Origin of the sequence: Streptomyces sp. NPDC051664, assembly GCF_044453545.1 — a bacterium.
Classification (GTDB): Bacteria; Actinomycetota; Actinomycetes; order Streptomycetales; family Streptomycetaceae; genus Streptomyces.
In genome coordinates this window covers 1-17,371 of the sequence record NZ_JBITCU010000038.1, presented here as the reverse complement: position 1 = coordinate 17,371, position 17,371 = coordinate 1, and the positions used below count along the sequence as shown (strand labels likewise).

20 protein-coding genes are annotated in these 17,371 nt (G+C 70.0%); 9 read left to right on the top strand and 11 right to left on the bottom strand.

Annotation, left to right across the window (positions count from 1 at the left end; translation table 11 throughout):
• Positions 1-7: 7 nt before the first annotated feature.
• The 4 genes from ACIA8E_RS36440 to ACIA8E_RS36425 all read right to left on the bottom strand — a co-directional run bounded on the left by ACIA8E_RS36440 (position 8) and on the right by ACIA8E_RS36425 (position 3,873).
• Entirely contained in the window at positions 8-1,315 is a 1,308-nt protein-coding gene (locus ACIA8E_RS36440; RefSeq protein ID WP_399304929.1) for an ABC transporter substrate-binding protein, read from the bottom strand.
• Positions 1,316-1,432: 117 nt separating this feature from the next.
• Positions 1,433-2,527, bottom strand: a complete 1,095-nt coding sequence (locus ACIA8E_RS36435; protein WP_399304926.1) for a substrate-binding domain-containing protein — start codon at positions 2,525-2,527, stop codon at positions 1,433-1,435.
• 286 nt (positions 2,528-2,813) lie between these two features.
• Positions 2,814-3,311 carry an FBP domain-containing protein gene (locus ACIA8E_RS36430; protein ID WP_399304923.1) on the bottom strand — a complete coding sequence of 166 codons (498 nt, stop codon included), beginning with the start codon at positions 3,309-3,311 and terminating at the stop codon, positions 2,814-2,816.
• A 55-nt stretch (positions 3,312-3,366) separates the two neighbouring features.
• Entirely contained in the window at positions 3,367-3,873 is a 507-nt protein-coding gene (locus ACIA8E_RS36425; RefSeq protein WP_399304920.1) for an NUDIX hydrolase, read from the bottom strand.
• A gap of 463 nt (positions 3,874-4,336) precedes the next feature.
• Here ACIA8E_RS36425 and ACIA8E_RS36420 point away from each other — a divergent pair, with 463 nt between their 5' ends.
• From ACIA8E_RS36420 to ACIA8E_RS36400, 5 genes are all read left to right on the top strand, one after another.
• On the top strand, positions 4,337-4,747 hold the full coding sequence (locus tag ACIA8E_RS36420) for a transposase (RefSeq protein ID WP_399304917.1): 411 nt from the start codon (positions 4,337-4,339) through the stop codon (positions 4,745-4,747).
• Positions 4,748-4,755: 8 nt separating this feature from the next.
• A complete protein-coding gene (locus ACIA8E_RS36415; protein WP_399304914.1) occupies positions 4,756-5,370 on the top strand; it encodes a DUF6262 family protein in 615 nt (204 codons plus the stop codon).
• A gap of 92 nt (positions 5,371-5,462) precedes the next feature.
• Positions 5,463-5,825 (top strand): MarR family winged helix-turn-helix transcriptional regulator, encoded by a 363-nt coding sequence (locus ACIA8E_RS36410; RefSeq protein WP_399305012.1) that lies wholly within the window; start codon positions 5,463-5,465, stop codon positions 5,823-5,825.
• Complete coding sequence (locus ACIA8E_RS36405; RefSeq protein WP_399304911.1) at positions 5,822-7,255, top strand: MFS transporter; 1,434 nt, start codon at positions 5,822-5,824, stop codon at positions 7,253-7,255. Before ACIA8E_RS36410 ends, ACIA8E_RS36405 begins: the two co-directional genes overlap by 4 nt.
• Positions 7,256-7,288: 33 nt before the next feature.
• Positions 7,289-7,582: a DUF1330 domain-containing protein gene (locus ACIA8E_RS36400; RefSeq protein ID WP_399304908.1), complete on the top strand. Its 294-nt coding sequence runs from the start codon at positions 7,289-7,291 to the stop codon at positions 7,580-7,582.
• Positions 7,583-7,900: 318 nt separating this feature from the next.
• On the opposite strand, the gene ACIA8E_RS36395 is transcribed toward ACIA8E_RS36400, so the two are convergent.
• A complete protein-coding gene (locus ACIA8E_RS36395) occupies positions 7,901-8,290 on the bottom strand; it encodes a hypothetical protein (protein WP_399305009.1) in 390 nt (129 codons plus the stop codon).
• A gap of 324 nt (positions 8,291-8,614) precedes the next feature.
• A complete protein-coding gene (locus ACIA8E_RS36390; RefSeq protein WP_399304905.1) occupies positions 8,615-9,040 on the bottom strand; it encodes a winged helix-turn-helix transcriptional regulator in 426 nt (141 codons plus the stop codon).
• Positions 9,041-9,428: 388 nt separating this feature from the next.
• On the opposite strand from ACIA8E_RS36390, the gene nadC reads away from it, so the two are divergent.
• On the top strand, positions 9,429-10,322 hold the full coding sequence (nadC, locus tag ACIA8E_RS36385) for a carboxylating nicotinate-nucleotide diphosphorylase (protein ID WP_399304902.1): 894 nt from the start codon (positions 9,429-9,431) through the stop codon (positions 10,320-10,322).
• A complete protein-coding gene (locus ACIA8E_RS36380; RefSeq protein WP_399304899.1) occupies positions 10,310-11,167 on the top strand; it encodes a PhzF family phenazine biosynthesis protein in 858 nt (285 codons plus the stop codon). Before nadC ends, ACIA8E_RS36380 begins: the two co-directional genes overlap by 13 nt.
• Positions 11,168-11,278: 111 nt before the next feature.
• On the opposite strand, the gene ACIA8E_RS36375 is transcribed toward ACIA8E_RS36380, so the two are convergent.
• From ACIA8E_RS36375 to ACIA8E_RS36355, 5 genes are all read right to left on the bottom strand, one after another.
• The gene (locus ACIA8E_RS36375) at positions 11,279-11,506 is read right to left on the bottom strand and encodes a hypothetical protein (RefSeq protein WP_399304896.1); all 228 of its coding nucleotides are present in this window, start codon (positions 11,504-11,506) and stop codon (positions 11,279-11,281) included.
• Between the two features lie 69 nt (positions 11,507-11,575).
• On the bottom strand, positions 11,576-12,475 hold the full coding sequence (locus ACIA8E_RS36370) for a hypothetical protein (protein ID WP_399304894.1): 900 nt from the start codon (positions 12,473-12,475) through the stop codon (positions 11,576-11,578).
• Positions 12,472-13,485: an SPFH domain-containing protein gene (locus tag ACIA8E_RS36365; protein ID WP_399304891.1), complete on the bottom strand. Its 1,014-nt coding sequence runs from the start codon at positions 13,483-13,485 to the stop codon at positions 12,472-12,474. The genes ACIA8E_RS36370 and ACIA8E_RS36365 overlap by 4 nt, the downstream gene beginning before the upstream one ends.
• Before the next feature lie 56 nt (positions 13,486-13,541).
• Positions 13,542-14,357 (bottom strand): SDR family oxidoreductase, encoded by an 816-nt coding sequence (locus tag ACIA8E_RS36360; RefSeq protein ID WP_399304888.1) that lies wholly within the window; start codon positions 14,355-14,357, stop codon positions 13,542-13,544.
• Between the two features lie 238 nt (positions 14,358-14,595).
• Positions 14,596-15,225 carry a TetR/AcrR family transcriptional regulator gene (locus ACIA8E_RS36355; RefSeq protein ID WP_399304885.1) on the bottom strand — a complete coding sequence of 210 codons (630 nt, stop codon included), beginning with the start codon at positions 15,223-15,225 and terminating at the stop codon, positions 14,596-14,598.
• A 180-nt stretch (positions 15,226-15,405) separates the two neighbouring features.
• Between ACIA8E_RS36355 and ACIA8E_RS36350 the strand changes: the two genes are divergently transcribed.
• Complete coding sequence (locus ACIA8E_RS36350; RefSeq protein ID WP_399304882.1) at positions 15,406-16,269, top strand: phosphatase PAP2 family protein; 864 nt, start codon at positions 15,406-15,408, stop codon at positions 16,267-16,269.
• Complete coding sequence (locus ACIA8E_RS36345; protein WP_399304879.1) at positions 16,266-17,228, top strand: hypothetical protein; 963 nt, start codon at positions 16,266-16,268, stop codon at positions 17,226-17,228. Before ACIA8E_RS36350 ends, ACIA8E_RS36345 begins: the two co-directional genes overlap by 4 nt.
• Positions 17,229-17,371 lie beyond the last annotated feature (143 nt).

Below are 17,371 nucleotides of genomic sequence, written 5' to 3'. Positions count from 1 at the left end.
CGACGGGTCACTTGGCGAGCTTGAGCCCGCGGTCCTTGATGCCCGACTCGGCCTTCTGCTGGCCGGCCTCGACGCCGGCCGCGAAGCCGCCCTTGGCGGATGCGTCCTGCACCGCCGTGTAGACGTCCATCTGGTTCGGACCCCAGGTCCAGCCGGGGACGATGGTGTCGACCTGCTCGGAGGCGAGCTTGTAGATGTCCTGGCCCTTGAAGTACGCGGTGTCGAACTGGGACGCGGCGACCTCACGCATCTCCGGGTTGGCCGGCAGCGCGCTGCTGGGGGATTTCTTGTCGCTCAGGCGGGCCTTGACGGCGTCGCCGTCGGTGGTGACCCACTTGATGAACTCGGCGGCGGCCTCGGTGTGCTTGCTGCCCTTGAGTACCCCGTAGGAGGTGCCGCCGTAGTTGCCGCTGGCCGGGGTGCCCCAGTTCGGCATGGGCGCGGCGGCCCACTTGCCCGCGAGGTCGGGCTGCGAGGTCTTCATGCCACCCGCGGACCAGGAGGCGCCGAGGAAGCTGAGCGTCTTGCCCTCGACCCGGGCCTTGGTCTCCTCGGGGCTCCAGCCGGTGAAGGTCTGCACCAGGTCGTCCTTGATCAGACCGTCCCAGTAGGTGGCGACCTTCTTGGAGCCGGCGTCGTCGACGGCGGGCTTCCAGGCGTCTCGCTCGGTGGAGAACCACTTGCCGCCGGCCTGCCAGGACAGCGCGGCGAACAGCGCCGGGTCCGACTTGGGCATCGAGGCCAGACGGACGCTCCTGTCCTTCTTCTTGACCTTCGCGGCAGCGGTCCTGAACTCGTCCCAGGTCCTGGGGACTTCGATGCCGTACTTCTTGAACAGGTCCGTGCGGTAGTAGTACAGCTGCGGTGCGGCGTCGAACGGGACCGTCCAGGTCTTGCCGCCGAAGTTCACCAGGTTCTGGATGGGCTCGGGGAACTTCTCCTTGACCGTGGCACCGGCGAGGTCGGTGAGGTCGACCAGATTTCCCTGGCTCGCGAACTCGGGGACCATCTGGTACTCGATGGTGGCGACGTCGGGGGCGTTGCCCGCCTTCACCGCGTTGGCCAGCTTGCTGTAGCCCTCGGTCGAGCTCGGGATCTCGGTGAACTTGACCTGGATGTCCTTGTGGGTCCTGTTGAACTCGTCGGCAGTCGCCTTGGCGCCCAGGGTCCAGGTCCAGTAGTTGATGGTGACCGGCTTGCCGCTCGACTTGGCGTCGGTCGAGCCGCCGTCGCCGCCGCAGGCAGTGGCGAACAGCCCCAGAGCGGCGACGGAAGAGACGGCGGCTATACGGAACGAACGTGAAGTGCGCGACATTGCACGGCTCCTACGGGACCTCGTACGGGAAGTGAGGTGAACGAAGGACATCATTTGCGCGATGCCGATCACAGTCAAGAGCGAACGCACACAACAATCAAAACGATCGAATCACGATCAGTTGGTGCTCACCTTGCCGGCTCCGCACGACGCCCGTACCCGCAGTTCAGGGAGCAGTTCGAGGTGCTGGCGCGGTGTCGGAGTCCGGCCCGAGGCGCGCTCCGCCAGCCGCTGCAGCATCAGTTTCGCGGCCAGTTCGCCCACCGCCCGCTTCGGTGGCGCGACGGCCGTGAGCGGCACGTCGGACAGGCCCGCCACCTCGTCGTCGTACGCGATGAGGGCCAGGTCGGAGGGCACATTGATGCCGCGCTCCTGCAGCCTGGGCACCAGCACGATCGCGTCCTCGTCGCTGTGCACGAGCGCTGCCGTGACCCCCCGTTTCCTGACCGCTTCGACCAGGTACTGCACTGTCTCGTCGTACTCGCCATGCCCCCTGATCGCCGGCGATCCCGGCACGGGCGTCAGCCCGAGCGACTCCATCGCGGCCAGATATCCCGCGGCGATCTGCGCGGCATGCGGTCCTTCCTGCAGCACCGCCGCGACCGCCCGGTGTCCCAGCTTCGCGAAGTGACCGACCGCCACTGCGGCGCCGTGCGCCCGGTCCGTGCGCACGCGGTCGAGCCCTGCGGCGGGATTGCCGGCCGGCGCCGTGCGCTCGACGAGCACGGCCGGAACCGGGCATTCCAGCAGCCATTTCTCCTGGCCGTCGGCGGGTACCCCGCCGAACCAACTGGGCGCGATCAACAGCCCCTCGGCCCCTCCCGCCAGCAGATGTTCCGCCTGTACGGGGTCCTCCGTGTCGACATAGCCGGACATCCCGAGCACCAGACGGCCGCCCTGGGCCTCCACGGTCTCGCGCGCCCCGCGCACGATGTCGGCGAAGATGAAGTTGGTGGTCGGCACGATCATTCCGATCACGGCGCCCTCGGCGGCCGGCGCCTGCACCGGCACCTCCGAGGCCTGCCCACCCGGCCACACCACGGCCCCGTGCAGCCGCTGCACCCTCCCCTGAGCCGCCAGTGCCTCCACATCGCGCCTCAACGTCACTGCTGAGACACCGAGTTCGGACGCCAGCTCGGCGACCCGGAGGCTGCCGCGCTCCCTGACGAGCTCGAGCACCCGCTCATGGCGCTGGTCGACATGCAGTCGCATGGGCTCCCCCTGTGGAAAGGCTGGACGGACAGACGCGGAGAGTGACTCCTCGCAGGTCACTGTACGCCCAATAGCGTATCGAGCGTCTTCGTTCAATACGATCGTCCTGGGGTGAAGGGCATCCGCCGGCTCTGCCTGGAGTCACCTTCCCGCGGGGACTGGCGTACGCCGTTGCGCTCGCTGCGGCCGGTGCCCGGAATCCGGTCGCGCCGACTCGTGGGAGCCGCAGATCAGCGGCCGTAATGGATCCGGTACGGCCGCCTCGGCCGTGGCTGCGGCCAGGCGGTCAGGCCACGTACAGCGTGCGCAGGAACGCGGCAAGACTGGTCCGGGTGCGTGCCACCTGCTCCTCCAGGGTCAGCGTCTCCTTGAAGCGTCCGCCGGAGGCCGGGACCTTCCTGCCGCGGACATAGAGCGAGCAGGCGAGGTCGGTGCAGATGTACACGCCGACCGAATTCCCCTCCCGCCCCGCCGGGCCCGTCTTGCGGGCGGTCATCAGTGAGACACCGCTGCCCGGGTGTGTGGTCAGGCAGAGCGAACACATGCTGCGGTGGAGAAAGCCCCGTTGCTGGGAGGGGAACCGCAGGGTGATACCGATCAGCTCGCCGTCGTGCTCGGTGACGAGGTAGCTGCGCCCCGGTGCGGCGAGATCGCGCCAGCCCAGGAAGTCCAGGTCGTCCCAGGGCTGCTCGGCAAGATCGCGCGGCATCGGCAGACGCTTGGCTTCCCCCTTCGAGCAATTGACGAACGATGCGCGGATGTCCTGCTCACTCACGGCCTTCATACCGAGGACGCTAATGATGCCTATGAGCCCTAGGCAAACGATTAATTGTCCTAGGTTACGAGTCGGCTCCGGCGGGGACGGCCACGACCTTCAGACAGTGGGCGGGGGGATGGTCGACGGGCAGCTCCGGGCGCCAGGCGGCGAGGATCTGGGCCGAGGGATCGAAGAGCGGCTCCGGCAGGTCGTCGAGGCCGGTCCACTGCCAGGTGCTGATCAGATGAGGTTCGGTGACCTGCGGGTTCTCCGACTGCACGGTCACCACGGCCGCCATGGTCACGCGGTTGATACCGGCGACCACGTCGTGAAGCATCGCGAAGACCGTCACCCGGTCCTCGGCGACGTCCAGACCGGTCTCCTCGCGGAGCTCGCGCACGGCAGCCGCGGCGATCGACTCGTTCGTCGGGTCGACCTTGCCGCCCGGCAGCTCCCAGGTGCCGCCGTGGTGTCTGCCGAGCAGGATGCGTCCCCGCTCGTCCTGCACGACGACGCCCACGCCGAGCGCCGCTTGGGCGACGGGCGGGCGGGTGTTGCGCGTGAGGTTCTCGGTGGGTCGGGAATCCATGGTGCTCCTCGATGGCGGGGATCGTCGCGCCCGGTGCGAGCGGGCGCGACGATGCCTCTGCGCGGTCGTCGGTCGGTGCGGTCGTCGGTTCAGCGGTCCTGCGACAGGGCGTAAAGCTCGGCGAAGAGGCCGTCGCCGTACGCCAGTTGGTCGAAAGTCCCTTCTTCCCGGATCCGGCCCCGGTCGAGGACCAGAATCCGGTCGGCCATCCTCACATTCTCTGAGGGTTCCCCGGCTGTGGTGTGACGTCGTACAAGTTCTTCTCGTTGAGGAGGTTGCGACGGTTCTCAGGGGGTGTGGCTCTGCGGTGGATCGTTGCGATCAACTCGTGGAGTAGAGGTAGATCAGTGCGTGCATTCCCTGTGCAGCTGCCATCAGGCATCCGGTAAGGGCAGCACCCTCGATGAGGAGACCTGGCGGCTGACGACCTTGGCCATCGCCCAAGCCGGCGTGGTGAGCCTGCTTGGGCTACGGCACCTGCACCGAACCGTCGAACGTCGCCGCCGGCGGTCATGACTGCCCGGTCCGGTTCCGCTGCGTCGGCTGCAGCCACTTCCGCACCGACGTGTCCTACCTGCCCGACCTGGAAGCCTACTTGACCGATCTCCTGCGCAACCGCGAGCGCCTGGCCGCCTTCGCCGAAGCCGACGACTGGGCCAAGGGCGAGGCCATGCCCTCGGACAACGAGATCACCCGAGTACGCCGCCTGGTCAAACGTGTCCGCGAGGAACTCAACGACCTCACAGACGAGGACCGGGCCCAGATCCAGCAGGCCGTCACCGTCGTCCGGAGAACACGGGCGAGCGTCGTCTCGCTCGGCATGCCGAAGGTGAGGCAGCCCGCGCCCGACCTCCGCCCCGAGAGGACCGCATGACCCCCAGCATGATCGACGGCAAGGGAGCCGACTCCGCACGACGCCGGGATCGCGTGATCAAGGCCCTGGATGCGGCCTTGCGGACCGGAGGCGACATCACCGTGTCCGGCCTCGCCCGCGCCGCCCGAGTGGATCGCAGTTTCCTCTATCGTCACCGTGACCTGCTCGAACGCGTTCACGTCGCTGCCAACACACCTGTTCAGGAGAGTCGACTGGCTGCTGTGAGCCGGGCTTCCTTGCAGGCTGATCTGGCCAACGCGCTGGAACGAAACACCCGTCTTTCCGCGCGGGTGCGGCAGTTGGAGACGCGGCTTTCCGAGCAGCTCGGCGAGCAGGCGTGGAACGCGTCCGGTCTCGGAGCCGCACCGGACATCGACCAACTCCAGCGACACATCAGCATGTTGGAACAGGAACTCGCCGAGAAGCGGGGCGAGCTCGAGGAGAGAACGGAAGAACTCGAGGCTGCCCGGGCCGCCAACCGCGAGCTCACACGACTCATGAACCAACCGTCAACCCGGCGATCACCGGATCACCCAGGAGCGGGCATGAACACCACACCCAGAACCGGCTGGCCGACCATTTCCATAAACTATGAATATAAAAATGCTATGCTTCGAGCATGAGTCGTCAAGACACCGCTCCTGGCGCGTCCGCCGCCATCGGGGCAGCCCTCTACGGCCTGGCCACCAGGGCCGCGAGACGCCTGCCCCGGGACATGAGCCTGACGTCCGCCGCCACCCTGGCCACCCTGGACCGGACCGGCCCGCGGCGCATCACCGATCTGGCCGTGGTCGAGGGCGTCACCCAGCCCGCGATGACCGCCCTGGTCCGGGTGATGGAGGAGTCCGGCCTGGTCGAGCGGCGGGGCGACGCGTCCGACAAGCGGGTCACGCTGGTGTGCCTGACCGAGGCCGGCGCCTCCTATGTCCGGACGCGGCGCCAGGTGGGCGTCCACGCGTTCGAGCGGTTGATCGGCGAGCTCACCGGCGACGAGGTCGAGGCGCTGGTGGCGGCCCTTCCGGCGCTGAAGCATCTGGCAGAGCTCGAAAGCCAGGACCGCGAAGGGCCGAAGCAGTGACCGGGCAGCCGGTCGGCGGGGTCGCGGTGAAGGCATTCCCGGTGGCGCGTTCCGAGGCGCGGCTGCTGGTCCCCGCCCTGATGTTCATCGCTCTGGTCGTGGCGGCGGTCGCCAGCCTCGGGACGCCGCTCATCACCAGCGTGGCGACCTCGTTCCACGTCTCGCTCGGCAGCGCGCAGTGGACGCTGACCGTCGCGCTGCTCAGCGGCGCCGTCGCCACGCCGGTCCTGGGCCGGCTCGGAGCCGGCCCGCACCGGCGGGCCACGATCCTCGCCACGCTGGCGGTCGTCGTCGCCGGCAGCGCGCTCACCGTGCTGCCGCTGCCGTTCGCGTGGCTGCTGGCCGGCAGGGCGGCCCAGGGCGTCGGGCTCGGGCTGACGGCGCTGATGATGGGCGTGGCCCGGGACCACCTCCCCGAGGAGCGCAGCGCGGCCGTGATCGCCCTGATCTCGGTGGTCTCGATCATCGGGGCCGGCGTCGGCTACCCGCTGGCCGCACTGCTCGCCGAGCTCGGCGGGGTACGGGCCGCCTACGGCCTCGGCCTGGTCGTCACCGCCGCCGCCCTCCTGACCGCGTGGCGCTCCATGCCCGAAGCCCCCGAAGGCCGCTCCGCCCACGTGGACGTGGCAGGCGCGGTCGTCCTGGCCGCTGCGCTGCTCCTGGTGCTGTTCCTCGCCGGCGAACGGAATCTATGGAGCCGGCACCTCGCCGTGGCGGCGGGCCTCGCCGTCGTCGCGGTGGTGCTGCTCTGCGTCTGGGCCGTCGTCGAGCTGCGCAGCACGACGCCCCTGGTCGATGTGCGGGCGGTGCGGCACCCGGCGGTCGCCGGGGCGAACCTCGCCATGTTCGTCGGCGGGATCGGCATGTACCTCCTGCTCACGCTCATCACCCGGTACGCGCAGACGCCGCACGGCGCCGGCTACGGCTTCGGGCTGACGACCTTCGTCGCCGGGCTGGTCCTCATCCCGTTCTCGGTGCTGGGGTTCGTCGCCGGCAAGCTCACGCCGCGGGTCCGGACGCGGATCGCCGACCCCTTGCTCCTGGCCGGCAGCGCCGTCGTGGTCGGCGGCGGGTTCGCCCTGTTCGCGGCGGCCCGGTCGGACCTGGCCGAACTGTTCGCCGCGATGGGCGTGCTCGGCTTCGGCGTCGGCGGCTTCTCGGCCGTGATGCCCGGCGTCATCCTGGCCGTCACCCCCAAGAGCGAGACGTCGAGCGCCATGAGCTTCAACTACGTCGTCCGCAGCGTCGGGTACTCCCTGGGCAGCGCCATCGGCGGCCTGATCCTCGCCGCGGGCACCGGCCCCGGCCACCTCTTCCCCGACGCCAGCGCCTACACCACCGCGGCGCTGGTCGGCATCGGCGCCATGGCGATCACGACGCTGACAAGCCTCGCTCTCGCCCGCCGACGCTCGTCCGAGACCAACCCGTAAGTCAGATGCACCCATCCCAACACTGGAGGTTCCATGCCCAAGGGCTACTGGGTCAGCGCCTACCGCACCATTTCAGACCCTGAGAAGCTGGCTGCTTACAACAAGCTGGCCGGTCCGGCCGTCGAGGCCGGGGGCGGTCGGATCCTCGCCCGTGGCAGTCGGGTCGTGGCGCATGACGCCGGAATCGCCGAGCGCACCGTCCTGATCGAGTTCGACAGCTTCGAGCAGGCCATCGCGGCGCACGAGAGCGCGGCCTACCAGGAGGCGCTGGTCGCCCTCTCCGACGGCGTCGAGCGCGACTTCCGCATCGTCGAAGGCATCGACTGACCGAGGTCCAGTCGGATCTTCACTGAAGATCCACCATCTTGGTTTTCGCTGGTGCGGCTGCTGGTGTGGCGGGGTTCGTGGGCCCAAACCGCAGGCCACTACGGATGCGATGCCACTCTTCGACGCTCACCACGCGGGCATCCCTGCACCCCCGCTCATACGAGGCCCAGCCCGGTGGTCAGCTTGTCGGCAGCACTTCGGCTCCGCCACTGGGCGCGGCGCTTGGGTAGACAAGCGAACGAGGCCGCCTTTCGCATCGGGCGGCCGAGGGCTAGATGATCATTCCAAGGGGTGCCTGTGGAGGGTGGGGGTGGGCGGTCAGGCGTCGGGGTCGACTTCGAGGTGTGTGAACCGCACGGGCTTGCCCAGTGACCGGGCGTAGGCGATTTCGGCTCGGGTGCTGTCTCCGATGTAGTCGCCGACTACGAGCACCTCATCAGCGAGCCGGATCTTCGCTCGGTGCAGATCGTCGAGTCGAACCTTCAGCGCCTCGGCCTCGACAGGATCGGACCAAAGTTCGTGCGGCGACTTCATGTCGCAACCCGGCTTGACGACAATCTTTCCGGCTTTGGTCTCCCGCAGATCGGCCTCGGTCATCTCGGTCATGAAACGGGTGGAGCCGCAGATCACGACGATACGCGGGAGGCTCAGCTGCTTCTTCGCGTCGGCGAGTTTCTCCTCGGGGGTGAGCGGTTGCGGGTATGACACTGGTTCCTCCTGGTGGTGTGCCCCAGCGGTGATGGCTTTGTCCGTCAGTTCCCCTTTGAAGGCGAAGAGCGGCCCTGGTTCCCTCCAGGACAGGATGGTGGAACGTTCCGTGTCGGTGTTCTGCTGAGTCATGCCGCCCCCTTGATCGAAGTCGGACCAAGTGTGCTTCGAATATCGAAGCGCTGTCGCAGGCTGGACACTACCGCTTCGAAATCCGAAGTAGAAGGATTGGCGGAGGTTTCGCGCCTGTCCCCGGCGCTGGGCCGAGCCACGGCAACCTCGTGACCCGGCGGTCCCGCCCCGCCTCCGATTCGAGTCGGGGCGTCAGTCCGCGGAGTCCCTCTCCGGCGTCCCGTCGCCCACGGTGTCCGGATGTGAGGTGCGGCTGACGGACTGGTCGTCGGTGTGGTCCGCCCCTTGAGGGTCGATCGTGGCCGCCCAGCGTTCCGCCCAGTGGGCGAGGGGGTCCAGGGCGTGGCGCGCCTCCTGTCCCAGCGGGGTGAGCTCGTAGCGGCTGTCCGGTAGTTGGTGAATCACCTGGGCATCCAGCAGTTCGGTCAGGCGCTGCCGCATCACGCTGGAGGACATGTCGTCGCACCGCTTCTGCAAGGGGCGGAATCCAAGCGGACCCGCGCGAAGCTCCCACAGGATGCGCAGACTCCACCGCCGCCCGAACAGATCGAGTGCGGCCATGAGGGGGCGGCCGGTGGTCGAGCCGCGAACAGGATTGCCAGGTCTGGGTGTTGCCATGTCGGGATGTCCAGCTCTCCAGGGTTGACGCTTCGAATTCCGACACGCTAGCATCGGTGACCGCTTCGGAAATCGAAACGGAGGAGGCTGTTGCGGCACCTGCCCTGACGACCTGGGTGAGAGGCGTTCCTGAAAGCCCGAGTCGACGGAGGCGAGACCGGCTGGGAGGACCAGTACATGCGCATGGTGCCCCGAGTTCGACGTCGGCGCCGAGTCGCACGGACGGCTCACCCGGAACCTGTTCGTGGCAGGGGACGGGGGTGACGGGCACGCGGGAGATCGAGTACAGGATCCACCGGGTCCTGTAAACCGGCCCAGCGGAACTTCAGTGCTGCCTCGTCAGCGGTTGCCGCCACCGAGCCAACGTCCACTCAGAGCTGGAGACCAGATGACCACGACCGAGTTTCCCTCGGCGGCAGCACGGGCCGCCGCCGCTGCCGCCCTGGTCGAGGACGAGTCAGGGAAGGACATCACCACCGTGTGGAGCGTTCCCGAGGATCTGGCGGCCACGGCCGAGATCCGCACCCGGCAAAGCGGCATCGCCGCCGGCCTCCCCGTGGTCGCCGAGGTCTTCGCGCAGGTCGACCCTGAGGTCAAGGTCGAGCCGGCCGTCGCCGACGGCGCCCGACTGGCCGACGGCCAGGTCCTGGTACACCTATCCGGTTCGGCGCGCAGCCTGATCACCGGGGAGCGTACGGCGCTGAACTTCCTGCAGCGCATGTGCGGCATCGCGACGCTGACCGACCGCTACGTCCAAGCTGTGGCAGGGACCAGGGCGCGCATCCTGGACACGCGCAAGACGGCGCCGGGCCTGCGCGCCCTGGACAAGTACGCGGTCACCGCCGGCGGCGGCCACAACCACCGCCTCGATCTCGCGGCGATGGTCCTGCTCAAGGAGAACCACATCGCCGCGGCGGGCGGGGTGACCGCCGCGATCGAGGCGGTCAGGCGCGGGATGGCGCGCACCGGGCAGACCGTGGAGAGCGATGTCGAGGTGCAGACCGTCACGCAGGCCGTCGAGGCCCTCGACGCCGGAGCCCGCTGGATCATGCTCGACAACATGCCGGTGGCCGACATCGAGCAGGTCGTGAAGCTCCGGGCCGGGCGGGCCGACGCTTCCCGGATCCTGCTGGAGGCCTCGGGCACCATCCGCCTGGACACAGTTCTCGCCATCGCCGGGACGGGCGTCGACCTCATCTCGGTCGGGGCGTTGACGCACAGCGCGCCCGCACTGGACCTGACCATGCTGCTGACCACCGGCCCGGTGCCATGTCCGAGGTAGCGGTCGTCGACGCGTGTCAGCGAGACGGCGCGGGTGGCAGCCCGACCGCCGTTCTGGATGATGCGCCGTTCACCGACGAGGAGCGATGCCGCATTCCCACGGAGTTGGGAACATCGCACGCCGTCTTCCTCCGCGCGACCGGAATCGAGCGTCGTCAGCCCGCGTACACACTGCGGTTCTTCACCGCCCAGGACGAACTGCCCGCCTGCGGCCACGGCACCGTCGCCGCCCTCGCCGTGCTCGCCGAACGGGAAGGCGGCGACCACGACTACCGAGCCGTCCTGCGTACGGCCCACCGCAGCTTCGACTGTCGGGCAAGCCGGAACGGTGACGGCCTGACGGCGTCGTTCGACCCGGGCCCGGTCAGCCTGCGTAGCGCCGGTGGACCCGAACTGAGGGCAGTCGCAGGCGGCCTCGGACTGACGGAGGACGCGGTCGCCGGCGACGCCTGCGTGGCGTCGAACGGGCGGCCGAGACTTCTGCTGCCCATCCGATCCCGCGCCGCACTGGCCGAACTCACGCCGGACTTGACCCTGTTGCGCGCAGCTTGTGACCGCTACGGTCTGCTGGGCTGCTACGCCTACTCGCCCCCGGACCGACACGGCCGAGCAGCAGCCCGGATGTTCGCCCCGTCGATCGGCGTCCCCGAGGACATCGCCAACGCCAACAGCACGGCCTGCCTGGCAGCGCATGCTGCCGGGTTCGGAACACACCGGCTCGCTGTCGACATGGGTGACCACCTCGGCAGCCCGTCCACCATCACAGCGACCGTCCACCGCGACCGCACGGGACACCGGATCCGAGTCGGCGGCCAGGCAGCGATCGTGCGCACGGTCATGCGCTGAGGCCTGCGCGCTCAAGGCGAGGGTGCCGGTGCGCAGCAGGTCCAACTGCTCCTGTAAGAGCCCGGCCGGTTCTGGCGGCATCTGTGGCAGGGGCTCAGGATCGATGGCCGATCACGTCGTACTGGTGCGACTCGTACCTACTTGTCGGCTCCTCTTCGTTCTAGTTCGGGCCGCCCGCCGACGCTCGGCGTCGGCGAACATCTCGGCCAGCGGTGTCACGGCCGCCGTGACGGTGTCCTGACGGGCCGTGGCGAGCGCGGCGGGGAGTCGGCGGAGGACGAAGTCGTCGAAGTAGCGGTGTGCGGTCGCGCGGTCTGCGCCCGTGCGGTGGGAAGTCACTCGATCGAGACATTGACCGAGATGCGGCCAGCCTCCGGCATGCCTGCCCGCCCGACCCGCGATGGCTGCTCATGCGGTCAGCCGAAGCGAAGTCGCCGAGATGCCGAGTCGCACGGTCTGACCCCATGTCAGTTCCAGTGCGTCTCCCTCCATCCCGTCACCGAAGACCACCACCCGGTCGGACTCGACCGTGAGACGCAGCCGCTGATCACGCCTGAGTTCGCCCGCCACCAGCGAGGTGCCGGTCGTGGGCGACGGCCAGGCCTCGCGTACGAACCAGACCAGCCGGGGATCGGTCGGGCCGGGCAGCGCCAGGGCGCTCCCGCGCTCCCGCCACAGCGAACGCAACCAGCCGGTGGAGCCGGTGCCGGTGCCGACCAGGACGCCGGAGGACGCCTGGGGTTCGGCGGGGGAGCCGTCGGCGTCCGGGCCGAGCCGGTACCGGGCCGTCTGGTGACCTGGCGGGCCCAGATAGATCTCATTGAGTGCGAGGAGGCGCTGGGTGTCGTCGGCGACGGCCTCGACCATGGTGAGATCGTCCGTCGTGCCGCCGGAGGATGCGGCCGCCCGGAACAGGGCAGCCGCATCGCCGGGACGGTGGCGCACGAGCACGCCCGGGTTGCGGCCGGGGTCGGTGTCGATGCCCACAACGGGCTGGCCGGACAGGTATTTGGCGACGTTGGCGACCAGTCCGTCCTGCCCGACGACGACCACCACATCCTCGGGCCCGAAGAGGAAGCGGTCGAGATCCGCGCGTTCCACCCGGGACCGGCGCCACTGCAGGGGTACGGCTGCCGCCACATCGGCGAGCGCCTGCCGGGTCCGCCCGTGCCGCCGCGCCACCTCGTCGATGGACCGGCCGCGGGAGGACAGGAAGAACTCCGCCTGGCCGTGCGTGCCGTGTCGGGCGAGCAGTTCCTCGTACTCGGTCGTCCGGTGCACGAGCACCGCGCGCGGGGCGAGGCTCACGCGCGCGTCTCCGGCTCGGGCCGGCCGAGCCGGGTGAGCAGACCGGTGAGGACGTCGGGGGAGAGGGTGACGCTGTCGATACGCGGCAGGTTCTCGGCGAACCGAGTGGCGGCGAGGGCGTGCAGCGTCCCGGTGTCCACCTCCGCGTGCACCCGCAGCCAGGCCGCCTGCGACTCGGCGCGTGCGGCGCCGACCTCGCGGGCGGCTGCCGCCTCGGCGCGGGCCAGGCGCACCTTGCGCGCTGCTTCGGCCTCGGCGCGCACCCCGTCGGCCGCCGCGTTCTCCTCGGCCTCGCGGCGGGTGTTGGTGCCCCGCTGCTCGACCAACTGCTCCTCGCGGCGGGCGAGTTCGATCTGGCTGGCGAGCTCGTTCTCGGCGATGGTCCGCTCGCGCTCGACCGCCACGGCCCGGCGCTCGTACGTGGCCCGGTCGGCCTCCTGCTGGATCTGCTCCCTGGCGGGCGTGCGCAGGGCGCGCTCCACCTCGGCCTCGGGGCGGATCGCGACGACCCGTACGGCGACCACGTCGATGCCGGTTGCGGGCAGCCGGGGCTCGGCGGCAAGCCCCTCGGCGACCCGGTTCCGTACCGACGCGACTCCGTCGACCAGTGCCCCGGCCAGCGGGGTGCGTGCCAGCACGTCCAGGGTGTGCTGCTGGGCCGTTTCGGTGAGGAGCGTGGCGATCTGCTCCAGTGGCGCACCGCGCCAGACTCCGGTGTCAGGGTCGACGGAGAAGTCGAGCCGGGCGGCGGCCTCGGCCGGGTCGCTGATCCGGTACGTCACGGTGGCCTGCACGGTGACGTCCTGGAAGTCGGACGTACGGGCGTGGAAGGCCATCGCCAACTCCCGGTCGTTGACCGGAACTTCGGAGAGTGCGGCGCTCAGTGACCGGTACCAGAAGCTCAGCCCCGGCCCGTCGTGCGTCAGTCGGCCGCGCTTGTGGTGGCGGATGTGGGCGGTGGGTGCGGAGCGCAGATGGCGCCAGCCGAACCGCTTGGTGATGTCGGCCATGTCGGATCCCCCTCGATTCTCGTCATGAAGACGATAAAGGGGATGGGTTGATATCGTCAAGAGGACGAGAATGGTTCGGGGTGCGCGTCTCGACGTCGTCCGCCCTTCGCGACGAGGAACCTGGCCGGGACCTCGCCACCCCCGTGCACCGCCAGATCGGCGCCGTTGACGTACGGAGCGAGGCCGCCGGCCAGATAGAGGCAGGCGCGCGCGACATCGTCCGGCACGGCCATCCGCCCCATCGGAACGACGCCCGCCACCGCCGCACCACCGTCCTCGCCGTACGCCGGCACCGCGCTCTCGGTGCGGATCAGCCCGGTCGTGATGTGGTTGACGCGCACCTTCGGTGCCCACTCCAGGGCCAGCGCCCGGGTCAGCGCCAGCAGCCCGGCCTTCGCCGCCGTGTAGGCGGCGGTGCCCGGCTGAGGGTTGTGGGCGGAGACGCTGCCGATGTTGACGACCGAGCCGCCGTCCTGCTGGCCCTGCATGATCCGGTTCGCCGCCTGCGCCACATAGAACGGGGCCAGCAGATTGAGCGCGACGACCCTCTCGACGAACCGCGGCGACACGGTCGCCGCATCGGCGTCGGGGGAGCCGCCCGCATTGTTGACCAGCACGTCCAGCCGTCCGAACCGCTCCACGGCGGCGTCGACGAGACCGGCAGCCGCGGCCGGGTCCCGGACGTCGACCGATCGGAAGTGAACCGCCCGCCCAGCCGCCCCGGGCAGTGCCGACGGCTTGTTGCGCCCGCAGACCATGACCTCTGCGCCCGCGGCGAGGAACATCTCGGCGATTGCGGCGCCGATGCCCTTCGTGCCGCCGGTGACGATGACCGCTCGCCCCGTGAAGTCGATGGGATTGCCGATGTCCATGGTCCACCCCCGCTGTTGCCGAAGTGCGTGCCGATCGCCGAACCAAGGGCAATCTACCAATCGTTTGTTTGATTGGTAGCCGGGACCGGACGGCTGTCGAGGGAGACGGACACGCGGAACACGGGCGGCCGGTGACTCCCGAAGAAGTCACCGGCCGACCGGACGGTGCGCCGCCCCCGTCCCCACGGTGCGGCGCAGGCGGGCCCTCGTCATCCGCTCGGACGACGACCCACGTTCATCAGGACCCGGTCGTTGCCGGATCCAGTCCTAGTGACGGAAAAACAGCGCTCTCCACGAAGCGGGTGAGATATGCCTCATCCGCGATCTTCGCCTCCAGCAGCGGTCTGGCGCGCATCACGCCCAGCAGCTGCGCGGAGACGAACTCGGCGCCCGCGGTGTCCGCCGCGATCTCGCCGCGCTCCTTGCCGCGCCGGACCATGGCGTCGATCGCCGCCAACTCGGGCAGGACCAGTGCTTCGCGCAGTGCGCAGAGCAGCTCCGGGCTCTGCAGTGCGGCATGACTCAGCGCATGCATCAGCGGCGTGTCACGCCCGGAGCGCGCGCCGATGACCCGCGCCGCCTCGCGCAGATCACCGGCGAGCGTGCCCGTGTCGATGTGCGACAGCAGCATCTGCCGGGTGCTGTGCAGTGCCGCGACGACCAGCTCCGGCTTGGAGCCCCACTGCCGGTAGAGAGTGGACTTCCCGCACCGGGTGCGGGACGCGACCCCTTCCATGGTGAGGGACTCGTAGCCGCTCTCCCGGAGCAGGTCGAGCACGGCCGTGTACAGCTCTTGCGCCCGCTCCGGCGTGATCTTCGAGCGGCGTGGCGTGTGAGCCGGTTCCTGCACGGAATCGTGCGACGACATGCGCTGTTCCCTCTCTGCGACTGTGCGACGAGGTCCATCGATACGCCAGTGTACCGAAACGCCGGTGTTCCGATACGTTCGCGTATCGGTACACTGGCGTATCGATACGGCATGGACTGGACCATGCCGCTGTAACACCGCTTCGTCAACACCGCTTCGTCAGCAAAGGGGCACCGGGTGATGTACGCCCGCAGCGAGCCCGCAGATCGGGAGCCGGACACTTCTGCCCGACCGCCCCTCGTCCGCGAGCTCCTTCTTGTCGTAGGACTCTTCGCGATCTACAAGTTCGGCCGCCAGGCCGCGAACGGCCACGTCGAAGAGGCGTACCGCAACGCCGGACATGTCTGGGACCTCGAACGGGCGGTGCACCTGCCGGGCGAGGGTGCCGTACAGGGCGCGCTGCTGCACAGCGAGACGCTGATCCACCTCGCGAACACCTACTACGCGACCGTGCACTTCCCGGCCACGCTTTTCTTCCTGGCCTGGCTCTACTGGCGGCGGCCCCTCCACTACGTCTGGTCGCGCCGGATCCTCGCAGTGCTCACCGGGGCCGCGCTCGCCCTGCACCTGCTGTTCCCGCTCGCCCCGCCGCGGATGCTGCCCGCCGCCGGCCTCGTCGACACGGGCCAGGTGTACGGGCCGACGGTGTACGGAGACACCCCGGCCACCGACTCGATGGCGAACCAGTTCGCCGCGATGCCCTCGCTGCACTTCGGCTGGGCGCTGATGGTCGCGGTCGGGCTGATCGTCGCCACGCGTTCGCGGTGGCGGTGGCTGTGGCTGCTGCACCCGCTGGTGACGCTGCTGGTGATAGTCGGCACCGCCAATCACTACTGGCTCGACTCGATCGTGGTCAGCGCGCTGCTCGCCGTCGCGTTCACGGCGCTGCGGCTGGAGCGGACCGTGCCGGTCCGCGTGCATACTCCGTGGCCGTCCGCCGGTGCGGCCGAGCCCACCGTCGCCCGGACCGGGCTGCCGATGTCCCGTATCCCCGATCCGGCCGTCTCCGAGGTGTACGCCTCGTCGTCCGGAGGCCGGCCATGAACGCCACGCTGACAGCCGTCGCGCTGTCCCTGGTCTCCGCAGTCGCGTATGCCTCGGCCGCCGTGGCGCAGGCCCGGCTCGCGGGGCGCAGTGAGCCGGGCACCGGAGTGTTCCGGATGCTCGGGCGCGCGGCCTGGTGGTCGGCGGTGGCACTGAACGCCGGTGGAGCGCTGCTGCATGTCGCGGCGCTGAAGTACGGACCGCTCACCCTCGTCCAGCCGCTCGGCGCGCTCACCCTGGTCGCCGCCGTTCCGCTCGGTGCACGCGCCGCCGGACGCCGGGTCACCGGCACCGAATGGCACGGCACGATACTCACACTGCTCGGCCTGGGCGCACTGCTCCTGACCGCGGGCGGCACGGCCCCGCACGAGACGCTGAGCCTGGGCGAGGCGCTGGCGGTCGGTGCGGCGACCATGGCGGTCGTCGCCGGACTCAGCCGCCCCGGGACCCGCCCCGGGCTGCGGCACGCGGCGGCGTCCGGCATCACGTCCGGCGTGGCCTCGGCGCTCACCCAGACCCTGACGGTGGCGGTCACGGACCACACGGGCCCGCTGTTCAGCTGGCGCCTGGTGACGGTGGCGCTGCTCGTCTCGGCCTTCGCGATGGGCGGCCTGCTCCTCGCCCAGACCGCGTACCAGGGCGGTCTCGGCGCGCCGCTCGCCGTGGTCACGCTCGCCAACCCGATCGCCGCCGCGGTCATCGGCCTGGCCCTGCTCGGCGAACGCCTCCAGGGCGGGACGATCGCCCTGATCCCGGCCCTGCTGGGTTCCGCCGCAGCGGTACGCGGGGTCATTCTGCTCAGCCGCGCCCAGGGCGAGACGATGTCGTTGGCGGACCGGGCCAGGACGGAACCGGCGCCCAGCGCGCAGTCCCGGGTCGTGATCGGCAGCCCCCGGACGAGGGACGACCGGCTGGTTCTCAGGACGGATCCGGGAGGTACGCGGGTCGGTGGGCCGTGACGCGGGTGGGACGGGGCGGGGGGGGGGGGGGGGGGGGGGCCGGCCCCCCCCCCCCCCCCCCCCCCCCCCCCCCCCCCCCCCCGCCCCCCCCGGCCCCCCCCCCCCCCCCCCCCCCGCGGCGGCGGCCCACGGCGACGCGGCCG